This is a genomic window from Pectobacterium actinidiae (assembly GCF_000803315.1).
Taxonomy (GTDB): Bacteria; Pseudomonadota; Gammaproteobacteria; order Enterobacterales; family Enterobacteriaceae; genus Pectobacterium; species Pectobacterium actinidiae.
Map to the genome: position 1 here is coordinate 3,693,768 of NZ_JRMH01000001.1, position 19,556 is coordinate 3,713,323.

The window sequence follows — 19,556 nt, forward strand, 5'->3', positions numbered from 1 at the left end:
TCCTGAACAACCATGATGACAATCCAGCAGAATCTACAGGACATCCGGCAGCAAATCGCCACCGCCGCTGCGCATTGCGCGCGAGCGCCAGAAGAAATTACGCTGCTTGCAGTCAGTAAAACCAAACCTGTGAGCGCGATCGAAGAAGCCATCGCGGCAGGGCAAAGAGCGTTTGGCGAGAACTATGTTCAGGAAGGCGTGGAGAAGATTCATTATTTCCAGGAAAACCATCCGACTACGCCACTGGAATGGCACTTTATCGGCCCGTTACAGTCAAACAAAAGTCGGCTGGTGGCTGAGCATTTTGACTGGTTTCACACCGTGGATCGCCTGCGTATCGCGCAGCGTCTGAGTGAACAGCGCCCAACCGCCTTGCCGCCGTTAAACGTTCTGTTGCAGATTAATATCAGCGGCGAAGCGAGCAAATCCGGCATTATGGTCGATGAACTCGCGGAGCTTGCCGCCAGCGTCGCCGCACTGCCCAACCTGCGACTGCGTGGGCTGATGGCGATTCCAGCACCGGAAACCGATTACGAGAAGCAGTTGGCTGTTTTCAAGCAAATGGCCGCGCTGTTCCAAACGTTGTCTGCAAACCATCCGCAAATTGATACACTTTCTATGGGGATGACGGACGACATGCGCGCGGCAATTACCGCGGGCAGCACGCTGGTGCGCATTGGTACGGCAATTTTTGGCGCGCGCGACTATTCAGCCAAAAGCGTATAACAGTCAGTAAAGGGCGCATAAACAGCAGAGTACGCGCTGAACGGCACGTCATCTTTGACAGAATACAAACGGAACAGGTGATCAGCGATAATGCAGATGCAACAACGTAAAATAGCGTTTATTGGTGCCGGAAATATGGCGCAGGCCATTATCGCCGGATTGGTCAATGGCGGTTATCCCGCTCAACACATCAGCGTCTGCGCGCCCTCGGGTAAAAACCGTGATGCGCTGGCCGCACAGTATGGCATCGTCAGCAGCGCGGACAATGCACGCTGCGCTCAGGAAGCAGACGTCATTGTGCTGGCCGTTAAACCGCAGATGATGGCAACGGTGTGCGAACCACTACGTGAACAGGTCAATTTCAGCGGTAAGCTGGTGCTTTCGATTGCGGCAGGTATCAACATCGCCCGTTTTCAGGCACTGCTGGGTGAACCACTGAATATCGTGCGAATTATGCCAAACACGCCGTCTCTGGTCGGCAAAGGTATGAGCGGGATGTATGCCCCCGCCGCCGTTAGTCAGGCAGATAAAGACTTCACCGCACAGCTGATGCAGAGCGTCGGTAAAATTTGCTGGGTGGATAGCGAACAAGGTATTAACGGCGTGATCGCCGCGGCAGGCAGCGCACCGGCCTATTTCTTCCTGTTTATGGAAGCGATGCAGCAGGAAGCCATCCGTCAGGGGTTCAGCCAGGCAACGGCTCGCCTACTGGTGCAACAGGCCGCGTCCGGCGCTGCCGCACTGGTTGAAGCCAATCCCGATACGCCGCTGTCGATCCTGCGGGAAAATGTCACTTCCAAGGGCGGCACCACGGCAGAAGCGTTGCGGGTATTTAACGAACAGCAGTTGACGCAAACGGTGGCTGAAGCCATGCAGGCGGCAATTGCTCGCGCACAGGAAATGGAATCGCTTTTTTAACCAACGCGAGTTCCCCGATTCTTTATCTTATTAAGGAAAAGACGTACTTATGCTCACCCTGACTTTTCTGGTCAAAACGCTGGTCGACCTCTATGTAATGGTCCTGCTGCTACGCATCTGGATGCAGTGGTCACGCAGCGATTTCTATAACCCGCTGTCGCAGTTTGTCGTCAAAATCACCCAGCCGATTGTCGGGCCGCTGCGCCGCATTCTGCCGTCATTAGGGCCGATTGACAGCGCGTCGCTGCTGCTGGCCTTTATTCTCACAACGATTAAATACCCGTTACTGTTGTTGATTCAGGTTGGCGCGATTTCCCTTAGCCCAATGAACCTGCTGGTCGGGCTCATTTCGCTGATTAAATCCGCGGGCTATCTGGTTTTCTGGGTCATCATCATCCGTTCGATTATGAGCTGGGTCAGCCAGGGTCGTAGCCCTATCGAATATCTGCTGCATCAGTTGACCGAACCGCTGATGGCACCGCTCCGCCGCATTATTCCGGTGATGGGCGGCATCGATTTCTCCGCGATGGCCGTGATTCTGATTCTGTATATGCTCAACTATCTGGGCATGGATCTCTTCCCTGGGCTGTGGTTCCTGCTGTGAGTGCCATTACCCGCCACGGCGATGCGCTGGTGATTCGGCTGTATATTCAGCCGAAAGCCAGCCGGGATCAGATCGTGGGTTTGCATGGCGACGAACTAAAAGTCGCCATCACCGCTCCGCCGGTTGATGGGCAAGCCAATGCCCATCTGACCAAATTCCTCGCCAAACAGTTTCGGGTCGCCAAGAGTCTGGTCGTGATTGAAAAAGGCGAACTCGGACGGCATAAACAGATTAGAATTACCCATCCGCAACACATCCCGGCTGACGTCGCGGGCTTCATTGAATAAACACGATTGAATAAATACGCAGGACAAGACGATGCAAAAAGTGGTTTTGGCTACCGGAAACCCCGGTAAAGTGCGCGAGCTCGCCAGCTTGCTGGCCGATTTCGGTCTCGATATTGTGGCTCAAACCGAACTGGGTGTGGATTCTGCCGAAGAAACTGGCCTGACCTTTATTGAAAACGCCATCCTGAAAGCACGCCATGCAGCACAAATCACAGGATTACCAGCGATTGCCGATGATTCCGGTCTGGCTGTCGATGCGCTGGGCGGTGCACCGGGCATTTACTCGGCACGCTACGCGGGTGTGGATGCCACTGACCAGCAAAATCTCGATAAGCTGCTGCTGACGCTAAAAGACGTACCGGATGAACAGCGCCGCGCCAGCTTTCACTGCGTGCTGGTTTATCTGCGCCACGCTGACGACCCAACGCCAATTGTCTGCCACGGTAGCTGGCAGGGTGTGCTGACGCATGAAGCGGCAGGCAGCGGTGGCTTCGGCTATGACCCGATCTTCTTCGTGCCAGAGCTGGGTAAAACGGCAGCGGAACTCACGCGTGAAGAGAAGAACGCACAGTCTCATCGCGGTCAGGCGTTGCGCCTGCTGCTGGATGCGCTACGCAATGCTTAAGCTTCCCCCGCTCAGCCTGTACATCCATATTCCGTGGTGCGTACAGAAATGCCCGTATTGCGACTTCAACTCTCACGCGCTGAAAGGCGACGTGCCGCATCAGGAATATGTCGATCATCTGCTGGCGGATCTGGATGCCGATTTGCCGCTAGCGAGCGGTCGTGAACTGCACTCGATCTTTATCGGCGGCGGCACGCCCAGCCTGCTGAGCGCGGAAGCGATGCAGGCGCTGCTCGACGGCGTTCGGGCGAGAATTCCGCTAACACCGGATGCCGAAATTACGATGGAAGCCAATCCCGGAACGGTTGAAGCCGACCGTTTCAGCGGCTATCAGCGCGCGGGTATTAACCGTATCTCCATCGGCGTGCAGAGTTTCGATCCGCAAAAGCTGACGCGCCTCGGGCGTATTCATGGCCCGGACGAAGCCAAACGCGCCGCGCACCTGGCAGCCGGTCTGGGATTACGCAGCTTTAATCTGGATCTGATGCACGGCTTACCGGATCAATCGCTGGACGAAGCGCTGGACGATCTGCGTCAGGCCATTGCGCTTAACCCGCCGCACTTATCGTGGTATCAGCTCACCATCGAACCGAATACGCTGTTTAGCTCACGTCCGCCGACACTGCCGGACGACGACGCGCTGTGGGACATCTACGAGCAGGGCCACGCGTTACTGAGTGCCGCGGGCTACCAGCAATATGAAACCTCCGCCTATGCCAAGCCGGGCTACCAGTGTCAGCACAACCTGAACTACTGGCGTTTCGGTGACTATTTGGGGATTGGCTGTGGGGCACACGGTAAGCTGACCTTCAGCGACGGCCGCATTCTGCGCACGGTAAAAGTCCGCCATCCTCGTGGCTATATGCAGGGCACGTATCTGGATAAACAACACGATGTTGCTAACGACGATCGGCCTTTCGAGTTTTTCATGAACCGCTTTCGCTTGCTGGAAGCCGCTCCACGCGAGGATTTCACGGCATATACCGGCCTGGAAGAACACAGCATCCGCCCGCAGTTGGATCAGGCGCTGGCGCAAGGCTACCTGACAGAAACCACCACGCACTGGCAAATCACCGAACACGGCAAACTGTTCCTGAACTCCCTGCTGGAGCTGTTTCTGGCGGAAGAAGAGTAATCATTCCGTGGGCAGGTTTTCTCTGACAAACCTGCCCACAGCTTCCCACCCTATTTCTTCTTTTGCAATGCTTACAAACCTTATTCCGAGCCGTCTCCCTTTTCCATCACGCGCCGCTTGTCCGCCGTGCGGAAATCCTTTTTCCTTGTGCTAGACGACGATGTCATCGTTAAGTACGCTATTCGCTTCTGATAAGAACAAATCTTACATCTGAGTACCGGAGGCATGATGGCCAGAACCATGACAATTGACCTTGGAGATGAACTTCGCCATTACGTGGAATCGCTGGTGGAATCAGGCGATTACCGCACGCAAAGTGAAGTCATTCGGGAAGCGCTGAGAATGCTACGGGAAAAACAGGCGGAGTCAGATCTGCAAACGCTGCGTCATTTACTCGCTGAAGGGATAAACAGCGGAGAGCCACAGGAGTGGAATAAAGATGAGTTCTTGCAAAAAATCAGAAGCAGGACGCGAACAGCCACCCGATAAAATCAAGCTAACACCGCTGGCGCAACGCGATCTGGAAGCGATTTATATCTACGGTTTACAGCATTTTAATGAGGAAAGCGCCAACACCTATCTGGAAACCATCGAACACGCGTTTTCCGCTATCAGGCACAATAAGATAGGGATTGAACGTAAGGAACTTGGGCTAGGCTTGTACTCATTTCCCGTCGCCAGACATACGCTATTTTTTCTGTACGAAACAGATAGCGTCATTGTTGTTCGAATATTTCATCAGTCGCAGGACATTGCGCGGCATCTTAAGTGGCTATGAAACGTTTTCAGCACCCATAAGTAGTATTAGCTTAGGTTTGAACTGATCGTTTTCGCGGACAGAACACTATTAAATCTGACAGGTTGTAATGAGCTAGGAGAAGACATTAACACCGCGCTTTGCAGAAAATTTGTCCGACAGCAGCGCTTTGTTAAATGCTTGATATCAGGAATTTGAGATCAAACCCATTAAACTTATGATTTGGCCAGTGCTCTACAATCAATGCTATTGTTTTACCCTCAACTTTCTCAGAATGTGAATTACAACCTGAAATAGCATGTTTCATCTCTTCAGATAAAGGCAGGCTTAAGCTTGAGATACTCAAAGCTTCTGCCATGGCTTCTAACTTTTCACATGCCTGATAGGTTCTGGAAGAATCATTCACGTTCACTTCAAGCTTCAGTACTTTTGCAACGTCTTCAGAACCTTTAACATAATAAGCGATATTGTCCGGGATAATACCATCGCTAAATTTTTCCATTGGGGATGATGCAAACCATTCTTCTTCGAAAGATCTATTGTAGAATCCAGTACTCAACCCTTCGTTTACGAGAAATTCTTTGGCTTTATAAGGACTCCAACCTTGATTTGGTGGCACTTCCTTTGGATTTTTCTCAGAATATCTCGCTTTAAATATATATTTAAAGGTATCAATCAGATCCGAGTATGATTCTATGTTTGTTTTGGCGACATGAAATGACCATCGCTCTAGCAGGCTGAGCCGGACATTAAACAATATAAACGCATAGAATTTAGCCAAATATCTATGGAACCGGTTCTTTATTGAAAATCTAAGGCGAACAGAGACCTGCTCATATGTTGAATAAACCAACATAAAGAAAACGAATGGTAAGTAACAGAGAGTCAGCAATGGGGGAACAAAGAAGTCGTATGCAGTTTTTTCTTTCCCAAACTCACCAAAATCGGTCATTAACATGTACAAAGTGTAAATGATTAAGACTACCCCGAATGAAGATAGGAAATATTCTAGAAGAATCTTTACCTGATGATTTTTTCTGTTGGTTTCAGCAATAGCTAGCATAGCTCCCAATAATGCTAAAACAGGGACTAATAGGGTTTCGACCCAAAGAGAGAAAGTATATACACCAACGACAAATTGAAGAATCGCTAATAGTTTCAAGTTATCTAAAACTGAGCACTTGAAAAAATCCTTATCTCTTTTAATTTTCTCAAGATTAAATAGCGACATAAAACCAACAGAAATGGACCAAAAAACAGTATTTTTTAGCTGTTCAAAATTCCATAATTTCAACTCATAAAGCCAGTAAATTACAATTGCCATGTAAGCAACCATCAAGCAAAAGACGGAAATTATTTGTCTAACAAATAAAGCCTCTAAGACGCCTTTGAAGGCACTTCTGGCCTCCGCCATTTTTGAGGAAAAAAAAATGTAAACCGAAATTGCTAGAATCCATAACGCAATTGCAATCTCTCGATCATTTAGAATATCCACGAGCTTCCTTGCGCATTTAACGCCTAATTTAGGGTTCGGCGCTGCTTAGCAGCAAAGGCACAGCATAATTGTGGGCGACTACAATTACTGCTATGCGTTTTTCAAAATAGGAATTCTTATTTTTATAAAACTCATACCACACAATCCCTCCAGTTTTCCTTCATGGTGAGTTTTGCATAATTGAACATATTCATTCGCATCAAAACTACACCTTTCTAATTCGCACTTTACCCTAGTTACAATTTCACTATAAGTTCTAGTTTTTCCTAAACACATAACAGTTATTAAGTAGGCATCTCCGTAATATCTGAGAAATCAACTAACAAATCATCATTTGACGTACCTATTTTAAACAACCTACTCACGTTTTTTTCAATAGGATACTTTCGCCGTCCCCCTCAGGGCCATTATGAAGCGGGTAGGCCGTTTCCGGCACTTTCTCTGTCCATATTGCCCAAAAAAGACCGTGATGACTTCTGCGCATCTATAATGGATATGCACGGGATGACTGGCGGGCATTTAGAATAAATATTAAAGCCAGCACAACGTTTTAAGCGCAAATTCAACATGCATTAGTTAACGGGAGATTGGTCGGCTTTTGGCACAAAACTGCCGTCAGATTAGATTTAGCCCCATGCCGTAACCGTACCAACTCAGGCCTGAGCGAATACACATCAGCAGCAACATAATCTCAAACAATATCAGCTGGTTCAGGGCTCTCGAGGATTGAATTTTGACCTGCGGTTATGACACAGTAGAGACCTATCACGCTCTGTATCAACAACCTGCGGGTAACGATGATGAAACGTATAACAACAATCGTAGTAGCGTTGCTGGTCACAGCAACATTGAGCGGCTGTAACACCACGCGTGGTTTTGGCCAAGATGTGCAGAAGCTGGGTAGTAAAATTTCGCACGCTGCTAGCTAACCCTCCGTCAGACAACAAAAAACCGGCAATACGTTAGCCGGTTTTTTCTTTACACCGCTGGCACGATATCCCTCAGAACACCGACAGCATATCAATATGCGGAATGCCGTCTTCGTCGTACTCCTCACCGGTCGCCACAAAGCCGAACGCGCCGTAGAACGCTTGCAGGTGAGCCTGCGCAGACAGGAACAGATGCTTTTGCGGCCAGTGGCGTGCGCAGGCAATCAGCGTGTGTTCCATCAATTGATGCCCCAGATGTTGCCCGCGGGCATGCGGCGCGACAATCACGCGCCCAATCGTCACCACATCGTTGTTCGGATGGGGCGCGAGCAATCGGGCGCATGCGGCCAGCTTGCCGTCACGGTACGCCGTAATATGGCGATTGCCGTCCACCAGATCGCGGCCATCAATATCCAGATAGGGGCAGGTTTGCTCAACCACGAATACCTGATTGCGCAGCGCCAATATGTCATGCAGTGAATACACGTTAAGGTCTGCCACATCCCAGTCATGCCATATCAGACTCATTCACCCATCCCTCTTACACAATACGTTTATTACACCAGACGTTTATTACACCAGACGTTTATTCTTTAGCTGCGCCGATGGAACGATCGCGGCGCTTAGCAAAAATCAGCCATATCCACAGCAACGCAATCGCCAGCGCAAACAATACGCCAAAGCCGATTCCGATGGCGATGACCGACACACCCAGTTTCACCACCAGAGAATAGAGCCCCAGCATTAACAGCATAGCGCCGTTCTCACCCAAATTCTGTACAGCGATCGCATTCCCCGCACCGACGCTGGCCTTACCACGTTCCTGTAACAGCGCATTTAGCGGGACGATAAAGAACCCACCCAGCGCCCCCAGCAGAATTAGCAGCGAGTAGGCGCTCATGAGGTTATGCTGAAGCGTGAAAATCACCACCACCACGCCGATCAGGAAGCCCGCAGGCAGGCAGCGCCGTACGCTATCGAGGGTCACCAGTTTCGCCGCCGCCCCGGCTCCCACCACGATGCCTACCGCGACCATCGCGTTAAGCAGCGTCGGCGTCGCATTGTCGGTAATACCGAGCGCATGCGGCACCCACAGCACCAGAAGAAAGCGCAGCGTGACGCCCGCCCCCCAGAACATACTGGTGCCAATCAGCGACAGCCTGGCATCACCATCGCGCCACAGCACCCGACAGGCAGAAAAGAAGCTGCTCGCCATCTGCACAGGGTGCCACGGCTGCCCTGGTCGTGCCGCGTTGAGACGAGGAATCAGCATATTCGCCCCCAGCGCCACGCCGTACGCCACCGCACAAACCGACAGCGCCCCGTAAATGTTCCAGTCCGCCAGCACGCCCCCTGCCACGGAACCGGTCAGGATCGCCGCAATCGTCGAGGCTTCCATCAGCCCATTGGCCTTGACCAACTGATCGCCGCGCGTGATCTCACCCAGAATGCCGTATTTCGCTGGTGAATAGGCGGCGGCACCGATCCCCACCAGCGTGTATCCCAGAAACGGATTCCCGCCCACGCAAATCAGCAGCGCCCCCGCCAGCTTCAGGGTATTGGCGAACATCATCACCTGCCCTTTGGAGAAGCTATCCGCAATTTGCCCGACAAACGGTGCCAGAATGATGTACGCAGCAACAAACCCCATCTGCAAAAACGGTTGGCTCCAGTCGGGATACACCAGCTGTTTGATCAGCGCTAGCGTGGCAAACAGCAGCGCATTATCGCCAAACGCGGAGAAGAACTGCGCGATAATCACCGCACTCATACTGCGCGACAGCAAAGGCGTCGCGGGTTCAGTCTGTTGACTCATGCATTGTGCTCCGACATGGTAGTTACGGACTCTTCGGCCATCTGGCGCAGCGTGACAAAGTCAGGCTTGCCGCTGCCGAGTAGCGGTAAAGCTTTCACATAGCGAATATCGCGCGGCACCGCCAGTTCCGGTACACCGCTGCTACGCGCCTGTGCCAATAGCACGTCACGAGTGATCTGGTTGTCCGTCGTAAACAGCACCAACGCTTCGCCTTTGCTGCTGTCACTTTTCGCACTGGCCGCATGCTGCGCTTCTGGCGACACCTTCACCGCCAGTTGTTCCACGCTTTCCAGCGAGACCATCTCCCCCGCCAGCTTGGCAAAGCGCTTCACGCGGCCGATGATGGTGCAGAAACCTCTTTCATCCAGCTCGACGATATCGCCCGTGTCATACCAGCCCTGCTGCAACTCGCCTTGTGCGTTTTCTGCCGCAGGCGCTTCGAGCACGCCGGGATTTTCCACCCGCAGATAGCCTTTCATGATATTCGGCCCGCGCAGTTGCAGACGGCCACCGCGCGTGATGCCCGGCACTGTAATCAAACGCGCTTCGATTTCCGGTAATAACAGGCCGACGGAATGGATTTTCGTCGCCATCGGTACGTTGATCGCCACTACTGGCGCGCATTCAGTCACGCCGTATCCTTCCAAAATGCGGATACCAAATTTATCCTGCCAAACCTGACGCGTGGTTTCAGACAGTTTTTCTGCCCCCGCAACCACATAGCGCAGACGAGCAAAATCATACGGATGAGCAAAGCGCGCGTAGTTGCCTAAGAACGTTGACGTCCCGAACAGCACGGTGCAGTTCTGGTCATAAACCAGCTCCGGCACAATGCGATAGTGCAACGGGCTGGGATAAAGGAACACGCGGGCGCCGGTCATTAGCGGCGTTAACAGCCCCACCGTCAGGCCAAACGCATGGAACAGCGGCAGCGCAGACATAAAGCGGTCGCGTGGGGTGAAATCCGCCACAGTGCGAATCTGCTCAACGTTCGCCAGCAGGCTGTCATGGGAATGCACAACGCCTTTCGGATTGCCCTCGGAACCGGAGGTAAACAGCACGATAGCCGCATCGTCAGGTTTCTGCGGCAGCATCGCGCGGGCAGGAAACAGCAGATGAAACAGGATCCATAGTTTATCGGTCAGCGTCACCGTGTCTTTCAAATCCTCCAGATAAACCCAGTTGGCCTCGCCGACCTGCTTTGGCAGATCCGTCAATTTGCCTTTTTCAAGAAACTGACGAGATGTGACGATCGTTTTGATCCCCGCCGCTTTCATCGCGCTTTGCAGCCCTTTGGCACCCGCGGTGTAATTCAGCATGGCAGGAATACGGTTGCGCAGCGATGCGCCCAGGATAGATGCGGCAGTGATCGTCGCATTGGGCAACAGCATGCCAACATGTTCATCGGCGCGGGTGAAGCGCTGCAAAATACGCGACACGCCCAGCGATTTTTTCAATAACCCCTGATAGCTATCTTCGTTGAAGGAGATGTCGGCAATGCTGGGGGTGCGCCGTCCGTAGCGGGTTCTCGCTGCCAGAAAGGCCTGATACAGCGTATGCTGCGGACGTGTTTCCATCCGCGCTTTCATCATAATCTGGTGCAAGTGCTCACCAGCCAATGCGCGGCGAGCTCTGGCGCTGCTGGCTTCCGGCATTGGCAACGTGGTCGGTGGCAAATACGTAATCGTAATCTGCGGGAGACAGCGGCGTTTAAATACACCTGCCAGCCGACCAAACGGCGTGAACTCTGCCCCATCAATCCGTACGGGGATAATCGTTGCACCGGATTTCGCCGCGACAAACGCCGCGCCACTGTAAATCTTCATCAGCGATCCGGTGATGCTGATACGCCCTTCCGGGAAAACCACGACGGGCTGACCGCGCTCGATCACCTTGATTAACCCTTTGATCGCCAGAGGCTTGGTGGGATCTAACGGCACAAAATCGATGTAAGGCTTCAGCCAGCGCATAAACCAGCGATCGGAGATGGAAGAGTACACGGCAAAAACGGGCTTTATCGGTAAGAATAACGCCAGCAAAACGCCATCAAGGAACGAAACGTGATTCGGGGTGATGAGCAATTTGGATTGCTGAAACTGGCTGCTGTCGCCCTCGATCCGGATGCGATACAGACGCTGGAATACCCAACGTAACAGAGTATGAATCATGCCTTCTCCCAATAGACAGATAAATGGATTGATCCTTCGGCCGATCTCTCGTGATATCCGTACATCGCGATCGGCACAGAACAAAGGGTATTATACTATTTCTTTGCATATCATAACCTGCATGTAAAAAATCATGACAATAAAGGTTATATACTCTGAATAAGCATAACCCTTCCCGTCTCATTCTTATTCTGGCTATCTCATTCCTCCACACGCCACATTGACTCGAACACTGAGCCTTCGTTTCACTACCGCACAAAAAGACGAAAAACAGCCTCTGTCTCACATTGACATAGGTTCCAAATGAAATTAAAACTATACCGTACGGTTTAATTTTAAAAACCTATTCGCCCATCATGTCAGGAGAAAAGAAGATGAAAATTCTATTTCTACTTAGCTGTGTCGCGTCGGCATTTATGCTAAGCGGCTGTGTTTCTTTGTTTTAGTTCAAGCATACAAGAGCGTTTATGTTACGTGGAGAAAGTATGAAAAACCTATTTCTTGCCAGTTGCATCGCCGCAACGTTCCTGCTGAGCGGTTGCCTTTCTATCGGTAGCCACCTCAACTAACCTTTCGCGCTATGGTACTCCCCATCATAGCGCGATATTCTTTCCTTTCCTCAGACCGATCTTTTACGTCATCAGCCACCAACGACAAATGACAGGCAAAAAAAAACCTACGCATCCGCGTAGGTTGGTGTAATCAAATGGTTTCAATGTACAGAGCACATCGATATATCACCAATCAATACCTCTGGGACTTGTTACTCTAAGGATCGCCACCCATCTTCACCAGCGATGAATCGAAAGAGTTATTCTATAAGTGCAACCAACTGTAAGATTCTGGCGAATCATGTAAGCCCGCCGCCTTTTAGCGCATTTTCTCGCTTGATAACGACTGGTGATACAGCCGCACAGCTTTGTCCGGGTAGTCCACCCCATCACCGATATAACGCCAGCCGTGTTTTTCGTAATAGCCGCTAAACGTGGCGTACAGATAGAGATCGTCAAAGCCCTGACGGCGGCAGAAATCCAGTACGTGCTGTTGCAACGTAATACCCAGCCCTTTGTCGCGCTGGTTTTCTTCCACGTACAGCGATGCCAGCCAGGGCGTCAGATCCTGTCGGCTGATTAAATCGCAGCGCCAGAGCCCCACCGTCCCGACTAAGCGTTCCCCCTCCAGCGCGATAAACGTCAGCGGCATCGACTTAGGGTTCAGGCTATTGCGCACCACGCTGGCAAAGAATTCACGGCTGTTCTGGCTGCCGAACGCCTGCCATATCCAGTCAATCACCTGTTCCTGATGCTGGGGATGATCCGCCAGATAACCAATCTTCACCCGAGTCATGCCCGCCATAACTACACCAGTTTTCCTTGAAAAATCGGTACAGAATCAAATAAATAGCCGTCAAACTCCGGCGCATCAGCGTCAGAGATTTCCATCAGCGTATTTTTAACATTTTCAAGGTGCTGCCACATGGCCTGATAAGAACCAGACACATCGCGACGCCGCAGCGCCGCCAGAATAGCCTGATGATCCGCCAGCCACTTCAGGCGATAGCCCTGCGTGCCAACGTGAGTGTAAAGCTGCTGCCAGAGCGCGTTATCGTCACGGCACGCCCAGATATTGCTGACCGTTTCCAGCAGCATTTGGTTTTGCGTCGCTCCCGCAATTTGCAGGTGAAACAGACGGTCGAAATCGCCACGGTAATCTTTTCCGGCAATCGCCGCCTGCTCTTGTTCCAGCGTCTTACGCAGGTTTTCGATATCCGCCCGCGTTGCCATACGTGCCGCAAATGCCGCGATGTTGCTTTCCAGCAACTGGCGAGCCTGTAGCATTTCAAACGCGCCGATATGGTTTTTAGTGCCGTCTGCCGCCTCATCTTCATCGGGAATGCGCAGGACATAAACCCCGGAGCCCTGACGAATATCGACCGTGCCTTCCAGTTCAAGCATCAGCAGCGCTTCACGCACTATCGTCCGGCTAACGCCATAGGTTTCCGCAATATTTCGTTCAGGAGGAAGGCGCGATCCGACGGGATAATCCCCTGACTGAATCTTCTGACGCAAATCACAGCCGATTTCCTGATATTGCTTCTTCTCTTGCAGAACCACATCCTTCGCCACGCTTTCACCCTACATGCACTGTCACCCTGAGTGCGGGCGTCAGGCCCGCTCTGATTTTTCCCGCCATACTTCGAGCTGCAACTCGAATATTTAGGGCACGTCTCCAGCCACGTACTGACATGGCAGTGGGGCATTAGTTTACCAAACTCAGCGCCTGATCCAGTACTTTTGCGCCATTTAATGTGCCGTAGGCGACAGGGTCGATCACCGCGATAGGAATCTGGTAGCTGTCCGTCAGCTTTTTATTTTCGTTAAGCTTGAAGCGCACCTGCGGCCCCAGCAGAACCGCAATAATGTCGCCGCCGAACTCCTGTAACTCATCCCGCAAGTTTTGCTCTGGGATGGCGTAAATTTTCAATTCCATTCCTCGCGTCTCCGCTTCCTTCTCCATTTTGGTGACCACCAGTGAGGTCGACATTCCTGCTGAGCAGGCCAGTACGATTCTTTTCATATTCCGTTCCTCATTTTGGTTATCTGCCCCTATTTCTCTTCATCATCCAGCGTCAATTCAAGCCGACGCGTGTCGTGCAGTTGGCGAAACCAGGCGGCAGATTTTTTCGGCCGCCGTTGCCGATCCTGTTCCAGATCGATTTCAATTAATCCGTAACGGTTTTTAAACGCGTTCATCGGCGAGACGTTGTCGGTAAACGCCCACAGCATGTAGCCGCGACAGTTTGCCCCCTCCTCCTTCGCCTTGAGCGTCCAGTAAAGGTGCTCGGCAATAAACGCGATGCGGTAATCGTCCTGAATCACGCCCGCGTCGTCTTTAAAACGCGCCTCGTTCTCGATTCCGATACCGTTTTCCGCCACAAACCACGGCGCGTTGCCGTAGTCGCGCTGGATGCGTTTTGCCATGTCGTAAATAATTTTGGGATTGATCTCCCAGCCACGCGAGGTGTTCATTCGACGCCCCGGTAGCTCAAAATGCTCGTAGTAATAGGCCGGGTGGAACGGTGTGTCCTTGTTCCATTCGCGGCTGGGCGCTTTTACCCGATGTGGGTAATACAGGTTGATCCCCACCTCATCGACCGTATTATCCCGAATGATCGCCAGCTCTTCTTCCGTGTAATCCCACTTCACCTGATGCTGTGCCAGTAGCGCCATCAGTTCTGCCGGATATTCACCTTTTAACGCCGGATCGAGAAAAACCCGGTTATAGAACAAATCGTAAAGGTGTGCCGCTTTCACATCATGCGCCGCACGGGATCGCGGATACGTGACTTCAGGATTGAGGATCACACCGATCGAGCCGCCCTCCTGGTGATAGCCCTGCTGCCTAAACCGCTGCACCACTTTTGCCGTCGCCAGATTCTTATGGTGATTCCACTGCATCCAGGTGTGCGTGTTCTGCTCATAAGGGTAGCGTAGCGCGTCCAGATAAACGCGCGTCTGCACCACAATCGGTTCATTGAAGGTAAACCAGCGCTTCACTTTCCCGGCATAGCGGGCGAAAACCGCATCGGCGTACAGCACAAACCACTCCACCACCTGCTTGGATGACCAGCCCTGGTACTTATCCAACAGGCAGGCGGGCAGCTCATAATGTTCAAGGCAGATCATTGGTTCGATCCCCTGCCGGTGCATTTCATCCAGCAGGTTATCGATATAGGCTGCATACTCCTCATCGACGATGCCTTGCTCATAGTCCAGCATAAAGCGTGACCAGTTGATCGACGTGCGATAGTTCGTCAGCCCCGCCAGTTTCATCAGCGCCACGTCTTCCCGATAGCGATTAAAAAAGTCCGTCGCTTTTGCCGGGCCATAGCCGTTGTGCCAGACCTGACGATCCTGCTTGTACCAGAGATCCAAATAGGAATCCTGCCCTGCCTTTTTGCCGCTCCATCCTTCCGTTTGCCACGCTGATGCCGCCGCGCCCAGAATAAAATCCGGTGGAATAGTCAGTGCAACCTTACTCATGCGTTACCTCTCTTCTCGTCCGTTTCAGGCTTTTTCCGCTGCGGCCTGCTTTTCTGCTTCCAACTGCGCCAGTTCAGCACGACGGGACGCCACTTTGACAAACGGCAGATAGATCAGCATCGCGACGATGATGCATACGATCTGTGTAGCAACCGCTCCCATCGACCCCGCCGTCGACAGCCAGGCGTTAATGATCGGCGGTGTCGTCCACGGCACCATCACCACGGCTTTGCCCGCAAATCCCATGCTGGTGGCGAAATAACCAATCGTGCCCGTCACTAACGGTGTGATAATGAAGGGAATCGCCAGAATCGGGTTGAGCATAATCGGCATACCAAAAATTACCGGCTCATTAATATTGAACACGCTAGGGCCGAAAGAAATTTTGGCGATCTCTTTCATCTCTTTGCGCTTGGAAGCAATCATCACCGCCAGCAGCAGGCCAATCGTCAGGCCGGAACCCCCGATGCTCATGTACACATCCCAGAACGGCATAGTGATAATGTTCGGTATTTCCTGCCCTTGTTCGAACGCGGTCATGTTGACGGCAATCGCCCCCAGCAGCAGCGGTTCACGAATTGGCTTAATCATCTGGTTGCCGTGAATCCCGATCACCCAGAACAACTGAGCGACAAACATCAGCACCAGTAAACCGGGCAGGCTTTGCACCACAGATTCCAGCGGCTGCTGCACGACTTTATAGACGGCGTCATACAGATACATGCCCGTCACGCGGTGGAACACAAACCCAAAGGTGGCAATCGCAACGACCGTGATAATGGAGGGAAACAGCGCCGAAAAAGAGGCCGCGACGTTGGGCGGCACGCTGTCTGGCATTTTAATCTGCAACCGATCGACATTTTGCAGCTTGGTATACATCTCGACAGACAGGATGGCGATGAACATCCCCAGAAACAGGCTTTTGGTATCAGAGAACTGTTTCGCCAGCACGTCTTTTACCACCATCATCTGCCCGTTGACGGCCATTTCGATGGTGGTTGGCGTAACGGCAATAAAGCAAATCACCGCCAGCAGGCCGGGAAACAGCCCGCGTGAACCGTTAATCTTCCCAAGCTCGATACCAATCAGGAAGACGGCACCGATCGTCAGAAAGCTGAGCGTAGCGTAGTTAATGCCGCTCATAATCGGTTTAAGTTCCGCCAGGAACGAAAACATAGAAAAACTGGCCAGACCATTTTTGGGGTCCATCACCATGTTGGAAATCAGAACGGAAAACGCCCCGACGATAATGACTGGCATCAGCGTAATAAAGGATGCCTTAATCGCCATAATGTAACGCAGACTGTTAAATTTATTGGCAAAGGAGCCCAATGAATCAATCAGTTGGTCCTTAAATGACATAACACCACCTCTTTCATCATCATATTGTTATATCGCGTGTGACACGCGGGATGGCCGTTACGCGCAGGGTAAATGCAGGTACCGCGCTTTCGCGTTTGGCATACCAAAAATCAACCATAATGAATTATTTTTCTGTGACATGATTCTCACAAGGCGATATTGGAATTCCAATATGATGAAAATGTGATTTTTGGCATACCATAAGTTGTCAGCCGACTTAGGCTGCGTTCCTGACCGCGATAAGGACACCTACGATGAAAGATACAGAAAACGTTCCTGCATTCGATATGGAACAAACCGTGATGGAACTGCTGATTAATGCAGGTGAAGCGCGCTCAAACGCCATGATGGCCATTCAGGCCGCGCGTCAACGGGAGTGGCAACAGGCTGACGAGCTGCTCGCTGCGTCACAGGAGGCGGCACGCGCGGCTCACCGCGTTCAAACTCAGCTGATCGGTCTGGACGAAGGGCAAGGAAAGGTGCCCGTCAACCTGATCATGGTGCATGCACAAGATCATCTGATGACCGCCATGCTATGCCGGGATTTGGCGGAAGAGATTGTCTTGCTACGCCGAGAAATGGCTGCATCACAAAACTGACAAAAATCTGATTGAGAAACGAACATCAGGCGTTAAACCCAGCAATATGCCTATGGTAATATATTATATACTCTTAATAATTCGAGTTTCAGGAAGGCGGCAAGAGAAGGACAAATTCGTTGGGAACGAATTTGACCAGCCAAAGGCTGTCCTCTGGTGAGAGACAGGATGTCTCTCATTTAATCCCGATGAGCTTTTTTAAGTAAGTGATTCGGGTGACAAATCTGCCTGGAGCAGATTTGAACGCTGCTTGCAGCGGCCCCAACGGGGCGAGGCTCATGGATGAGCCGAGTAACGAACGCTGCCAACGCACATGCAACTTGAAGTATGACGAGTGTAGGGTGTTCGTAACAGGGATGGATAGGCGTTTAGCCCGTCATCATACTCAATTAAGGTGCAGCGATGAAAACCATGCTTGAGGTGGCAAGACGTGCAGGAGTGTCTAAAGCGACCGTTTCCAGAGTGCTAAACGGCACGGGTCAGGTCAAACAGGCAACACGCGACGCGGTATTTCGGGCAATGGATGAGCTAGGCTACCGTCCTAATTTTCTGGCACGTTCGCTGGCTCGCCGTACATCAAACAGCATTGGTCTCGTTATTTCCAATTTTGACGGCCCCTACTTTGGCCGCCTGTTGCGCCGTGCTACGGATATCGCGGAAAGCCACGGTAAACACCTGATCGTGACCGACGGACACGATACGCCGGAAGACGAACAGCGTGCGGTGCAGCTTCTGTCTGACAGGCAGTGCGACGCCATCATTCTCTATACCCGCTATATGTCCGAAACGGACCTCATGGCACTGCTCAACACGCTGACTATTCCGATGATCGTGATGAATCGCGATCTGCCGCAGGCGCGAGAGCGCTGTATTTTCTTCCGCCAGCAGCAGGCCGCGTTTGACGTGGTGAATTACCTGATCGAACAGGGTCATCGCGAGATTGCCTGCATCACCGCGCCGATGCAGACGCCGACGGCACAGGCACGGCTCGCGGGCTATCAGCAGGCATTAACTACCCATCAGATTGCGCTTGAACCGCGCCGGGTAGCGCACGGAACCAGTATGGTAGCCAGCGGCTATCAGGCCACACGCCAGTTGCTGAATAGCGGCATCAGCTTTAGCGCACTGTTTGCCAGTAACGATCATATGGCAATTGGCGCGATGAAAGCGCTGTATGAAGCGGGGAAAAAATTACCGCAGGATGTCTCCGTCTTCGGCTTTGACGACGAACCCTGCGCGACCTATCTGCACCCTTCGCTTTCCACCGTCTACATGCCGATTGAAGAGATGGCCGCCACCGCGATTACGCAAGTGCTGGATTTAATCGCAGGCAAAGAGGTCCAGACGCTGCAACCTTTTACCGGCGAACTTAAACTGCGCGAGTCGGTTCAAGAAGGGCCGTATTACACGACGTAAAACTCACTCCGTGCAAACAGCCTGCACGGGGTCATCTCTTTAGCCATGTTCAATCAACATCACCGCGCTCGTATCCGCTTCCAGTGCGTCAAACAGATGCGGGACATCCGCCGAATAGCTGATGTAATCCCCTGCGCTCAGTTCAACGGGCTGTGCGACAGGCCCGATCCTGGCACGACCGCGACTCAGAATCACATGTTCTATCGTTCCCGGCATATGTGGTTGCGAGATTCTGGCCTCGCCCGGCTGCACCTTAAGCCGATAGATATCACGCTGTACGCCTGCCGGACACGCTGCCAGCAGCGTCGCGGCATAGTTTGCCTGCTCCGAATAGGTGGCCGCGCCTTCATTAGCCCGAATAACCTGTACATGCTGACGAGACTGACCAATTAACTGGCTGACCTGCACATCAAGCGCCATCGCCAGCGCCCAGAGCGTTTCCAGGCTCGGGTTACCGATCCCAGTCTCCAACTGTGAAAGCGTTGATTTAGCCAGCCCCGCACGCTTTGCCAGCTCGGTCACTGACAGATTTAGCCGCTCACGCTCGCGCCGAATAGAGACAGCCAGCCGTGCGATAGGCGTAGCAACCTGCATCCCCTCTTGTGCGCCATTTCCCTGATTATCGTTCTTCATATTGTTCACCATAACAATCAATCGTTCGACTTGACGAACAATC

General features: G+C 52.1%; 21 protein-coding genes. 11 read left to right on the top strand and 10 right to left on the bottom strand.

The features are described from left to right. Positions 1–12: 12 nt before the first annotated feature. The 8 genes from KKH3_RS15910 (at position 13) to KKH3_RS15940 (ending at position 5,073) form a co-directional block, all read left to right on the top strand. Positions 13–726, top strand: a complete 714-nt coding sequence (locus tag KKH3_RS15910; protein WP_039361351.1) for a YggS family pyridoxal phosphate-dependent enzyme — start codon at positions 13–15, stop codon at positions 724–726. Between the two features lie 96 nt (positions 727–822). Continuing rightward, a complete protein-coding gene (gene proC, locus KKH3_RS15915; RefSeq protein WP_039362521.1) occupies positions 823–1,644 on the top strand; it encodes a pyrroline-5-carboxylate reductase in 822 nt (273 codons plus the stop codon). 49 nt (positions 1,645–1,693) lie between these two features. Then, positions 1,694–2,248: a YggT family protein gene (locus tag KKH3_RS15920; RefSeq protein ID WP_010295003.1), complete on the top strand. Its 555-nt coding sequence runs from the start codon at positions 1,694–1,696 to the stop codon at positions 2,246–2,248. Then, on the top strand, positions 2,245–2,535 hold the full coding sequence (gene yggU / locus KKH3_RS15925) for a DUF167 family protein YggU (RefSeq protein WP_010295005.1): 291 nt from the start codon (positions 2,245–2,247) through the stop codon (positions 2,533–2,535). Before KKH3_RS15920 ends, yggU begins: the two co-directional genes overlap by 4 nt. A 31-nt stretch (positions 2,536–2,566) precedes the next feature. Further along, entirely contained in the window at positions 2,567–3,160 is a 594-nt protein-coding gene (locus KKH3_RS15930; protein WP_039361368.1) for an XTP/dITP diphosphatase, read from the top strand. Beyond that, positions 3,153–4,295 carry a radical SAM family heme chaperone HemW gene (gene hemW, locus KKH3_RS15935; RefSeq protein ID WP_039361375.1) on the top strand — a complete coding sequence of 381 codons (1,143 nt, stop codon included), beginning with the start codon at positions 3,153–3,155 and terminating at the stop codon, positions 4,293–4,295. Before KKH3_RS15930 ends, hemW begins: the two co-directional genes overlap by 8 nt. Before the next feature lie 225 nt (positions 4,296–4,520). Further along, positions 4,521–4,784, top strand: a complete 264-nt coding sequence (locus tag KKH3_RS21895; protein ID WP_226293727.1) for a type II toxin-antitoxin system ParD family antitoxin — start codon at positions 4,521–4,523, stop codon at positions 4,782–4,784. Then, on the top strand, positions 4,735–5,073 hold the full coding sequence (locus KKH3_RS15940; protein ID WP_052201355.1) for a type II toxin-antitoxin system RelE/ParE family toxin: 339 nt from the start codon (positions 4,735–4,737) through the stop codon (positions 5,071–5,073). Before KKH3_RS21895 ends, KKH3_RS15940 begins: the two co-directional genes overlap by 50 nt. Before the next feature lie 151 nt (positions 5,074–5,224). On the opposite strand, the gene KKH3_RS15945 is transcribed toward KKH3_RS15940, so the two are convergent. Then, entirely contained in the window at positions 5,225–6,547 is a 1,323-nt protein-coding gene (locus KKH3_RS15945; protein WP_039361376.1) for a hypothetical protein, read from the bottom strand. Positions 6,548–7,347: 800 nt separating this feature from the next. Between KKH3_RS15945 and KKH3_RS21900 the strand changes: the two genes are divergently transcribed. Further along, positions 7,348–7,476, top strand: coding sequence for an entericidin A/B family lipoprotein (locus KKH3_RS21900; RefSeq protein WP_039347108.1), 129 nt, complete (start codon positions 7,348–7,350; stop codon positions 7,474–7,476). Positions 7,477–7,548: 72 nt separating this feature from the next. Here KKH3_RS21900 and KKH3_RS15950 read toward each other — a convergent pair whose 3' ends face one another. The 8 genes from KKH3_RS15950 to KKH3_RS15985 form a co-directional block, all read right to left on the bottom strand. After that, entirely contained in the window at positions 7,549–8,004 is a 456-nt protein-coding gene (locus KKH3_RS15950) for a GNAT family N-acetyltransferase (protein WP_039361377.1), read from the bottom strand. Positions 8,005–8,062: 58 nt separating this feature from the next. Continuing rightward, positions 8,063–9,292 carry a lysophospholipid transporter LplT gene (gene lplT / locus KKH3_RS15955; RefSeq protein WP_039361378.1) on the bottom strand — a complete coding sequence of 410 codons (1,230 nt, stop codon included), beginning with the start codon at positions 9,290–9,292 and terminating at the stop codon, positions 8,063–8,065. Then, positions 9,289–11,460 carry a bifunctional acyl-ACP--phospholipid O-acyltransferase/long-chain-fatty-acid--ACP ligase gene (aas, locus tag KKH3_RS15960; RefSeq protein ID WP_039361379.1) on the bottom strand — a complete coding sequence of 724 codons (2,172 nt, stop codon included), beginning with the start codon at positions 11,458–11,460 and terminating at the stop codon, positions 9,289–9,291. Before aas ends, lplT begins: the two co-directional genes overlap by 4 nt. Before the next feature lie 870 nt (positions 11,461–12,330). Further along, positions 12,331–12,816: a GNAT family N-acetyltransferase gene (locus tag KKH3_RS15965; protein ID WP_039361382.1), complete on the bottom strand. Its 486-nt coding sequence runs from the start codon at positions 12,814–12,816 to the stop codon at positions 12,331–12,333. A 2-nt stretch (positions 12,817–12,818) separates the two neighbouring features. Beyond that, on the bottom strand, positions 12,819–13,586 hold the full coding sequence (locus tag KKH3_RS15970) for an FCD domain-containing protein (RefSeq protein WP_039361384.1): 768 nt from the start codon (positions 13,584–13,586) through the stop codon (positions 12,819–12,821). Between the two features lie 133 nt (positions 13,587–13,719). Then, on the bottom strand, positions 13,720–14,037 hold the full coding sequence (locus tag KKH3_RS15975) for a PTS sugar transporter subunit IIB (protein ID WP_010279152.1): 318 nt from the start codon (positions 14,035–14,037) through the stop codon (positions 13,720–13,722). 29 nt (positions 14,038–14,066) lie between these two features. Continuing rightward, a complete protein-coding gene (locus KKH3_RS15980) occupies positions 14,067–15,503 on the bottom strand; it encodes a glycoside hydrolase family 1 protein (protein ID WP_039361385.1) in 1,437 nt (478 codons plus the stop codon). Between the two features lie 24 nt (positions 15,504–15,527). Beyond that, on the bottom strand, positions 15,528–16,865 hold the full coding sequence (locus tag KKH3_RS15985) for a PTS sugar transporter subunit IIC (RefSeq protein ID WP_039361387.1): 1,338 nt from the start codon (positions 16,863–16,865) through the stop codon (positions 15,528–15,530). A gap of 254 nt (positions 16,866–17,119) precedes the next feature. On the opposite strand from KKH3_RS15985, the gene KKH3_RS15990 reads away from it, so the two are divergent. Both KKH3_RS15990 and KKH3_RS15995 read left to right on the top strand, forming a co-directional pair. Then, positions 17,120–17,464: a PTS lactose/cellobiose transporter subunit IIA gene (locus KKH3_RS15990; RefSeq protein WP_039361389.1), complete on the top strand. Its 345-nt coding sequence runs from the start codon at positions 17,120–17,122 to the stop codon at positions 17,462–17,464. A 402-nt stretch (positions 17,465–17,866) separates the two neighbouring features. Beyond that, a complete protein-coding gene (locus KKH3_RS15995; protein WP_039361391.1) occupies positions 17,867–18,880 on the top strand; it encodes a LacI family DNA-binding transcriptional regulator in 1,014 nt (337 codons plus the stop codon). A 39-nt stretch (positions 18,881–18,919) separates the two neighbouring features. Here the strand turns inward: KKH3_RS15995 and KKH3_RS16000 are convergent, their stop codons facing one another. Further along, positions 18,920–19,513: a helix-turn-helix domain-containing protein gene (locus KKH3_RS16000; RefSeq protein WP_234991519.1), complete on the bottom strand. Its 594-nt coding sequence runs from the start codon at positions 19,511–19,513 to the stop codon at positions 18,920–18,922. Between the last annotated feature and the right edge of the window lie 43 nt (positions 19,514–19,556).

Bases quoted from the DNA above. Each gene is read 5' to 3' on its own strand.
- proC (WP_039362521.1), top strand. From the start codon at position 823: ATGCAACAACGTAAAATAGCGTTTATTGGTGCCGGAAATATGGCGCAG.
- hemW (WP_039361375.1), top strand. From the start codon at position 3,153: ATGCTTAAGCTTCCCCCGCTCAGCCTGTACATCCATATTCCGTGGTGC.
- KKH3_RS15940 (WP_052201355.1), top strand. From the start codon at position 4,735: ATGAGTTCTTGCAAAAAATCAGAAGCAGGACGCGAACAGCCACCCGAT.
- KKH3_RS15980 (WP_039361385.1), bottom strand. From the start codon at position 15,503: ATGAGTAAGGTTGCACTGACTATTCCACCGGATTTTATTCTGGGCGCG.
- KKH3_RS15930 (WP_039361368.1), top strand. From the start codon at position 2,567: ATGCAAAAAGTGGTTTTGGCTACCGGAAACCCCGGTAAAGTGCGCGAG.
- KKH3_RS16000 (WP_234991519.1), bottom strand. From the start codon at position 19,513: ATGAAGAACGATAATCAGGGAAATGGCGCACAAGAGGGGATGCAGGTT.
- KKH3_RS15950 (WP_039361377.1), bottom strand. From the start codon at position 8,004: ATGAGTCTGATATGGCATGACTGGGATGTGGCAGACCTTAACGTGTAT.
- lplT (WP_039361378.1), bottom strand. From the start codon at position 9,292: ATGAGTCAACAGACTGAACCCGCGACGCCTTTGCTGTCGCGCAGTATG.
- aas (WP_039361379.1), bottom strand. From the start codon at position 11,460: ATGATTCATACTCTGTTACGTTGGGTATTCCAGCGTCTGTATCGCATC.
- KKH3_RS15965 (WP_039361382.1), bottom strand. From the start codon at position 12,816: ATGGCGGGCATGACTCGGGTGAAGATTGGTTATCTGGCGGATCATCCC.
- KKH3_RS15990 (WP_039361389.1), top strand. From the start codon at position 17,120: ATGAAAGATACAGAAAACGTTCCTGCATTCGATATGGAACAAACCGTG.
- KKH3_RS21900 (WP_039347108.1), top strand. From the start codon at position 7,348: ATGAAACGTATAACAACAATCGTAGTAGCGTTGCTGGTCACAGCAACA.
- KKH3_RS15995 (WP_039361391.1), top strand. From the start codon at position 17,867: ATGAAAACCATGCTTGAGGTGGCAAGACGTGCAGGAGTGTCTAAAGCG.
- KKH3_RS15975 (WP_010279152.1), bottom strand. From the start codon at position 14,037: ATGAAAAGAATCGTACTGGCCTGCTCAGCAGGAATGTCGACCTCACTG.
- KKH3_RS21895 (WP_226293727.1), top strand. From the start codon at position 4,521: ATGATGGCCAGAACCATGACAATTGACCTTGGAGATGAACTTCGCCAT.
- KKH3_RS15985 (WP_039361387.1), bottom strand. From the start codon at position 16,865: ATGTCATTTAAGGACCAACTGATTGATTCATTGGGCTCCTTTGCCAAT.
- KKH3_RS15910 (WP_039361351.1), top strand. From the start codon at position 13: ATGATGACAATCCAGCAGAATCTACAGGACATCCGGCAGCAAATCGCC.
- KKH3_RS15920 (WP_010295003.1), top strand. From the start codon at position 1,694: ATGCTCACCCTGACTTTTCTGGTCAAAACGCTGGTCGACCTCTATGTA.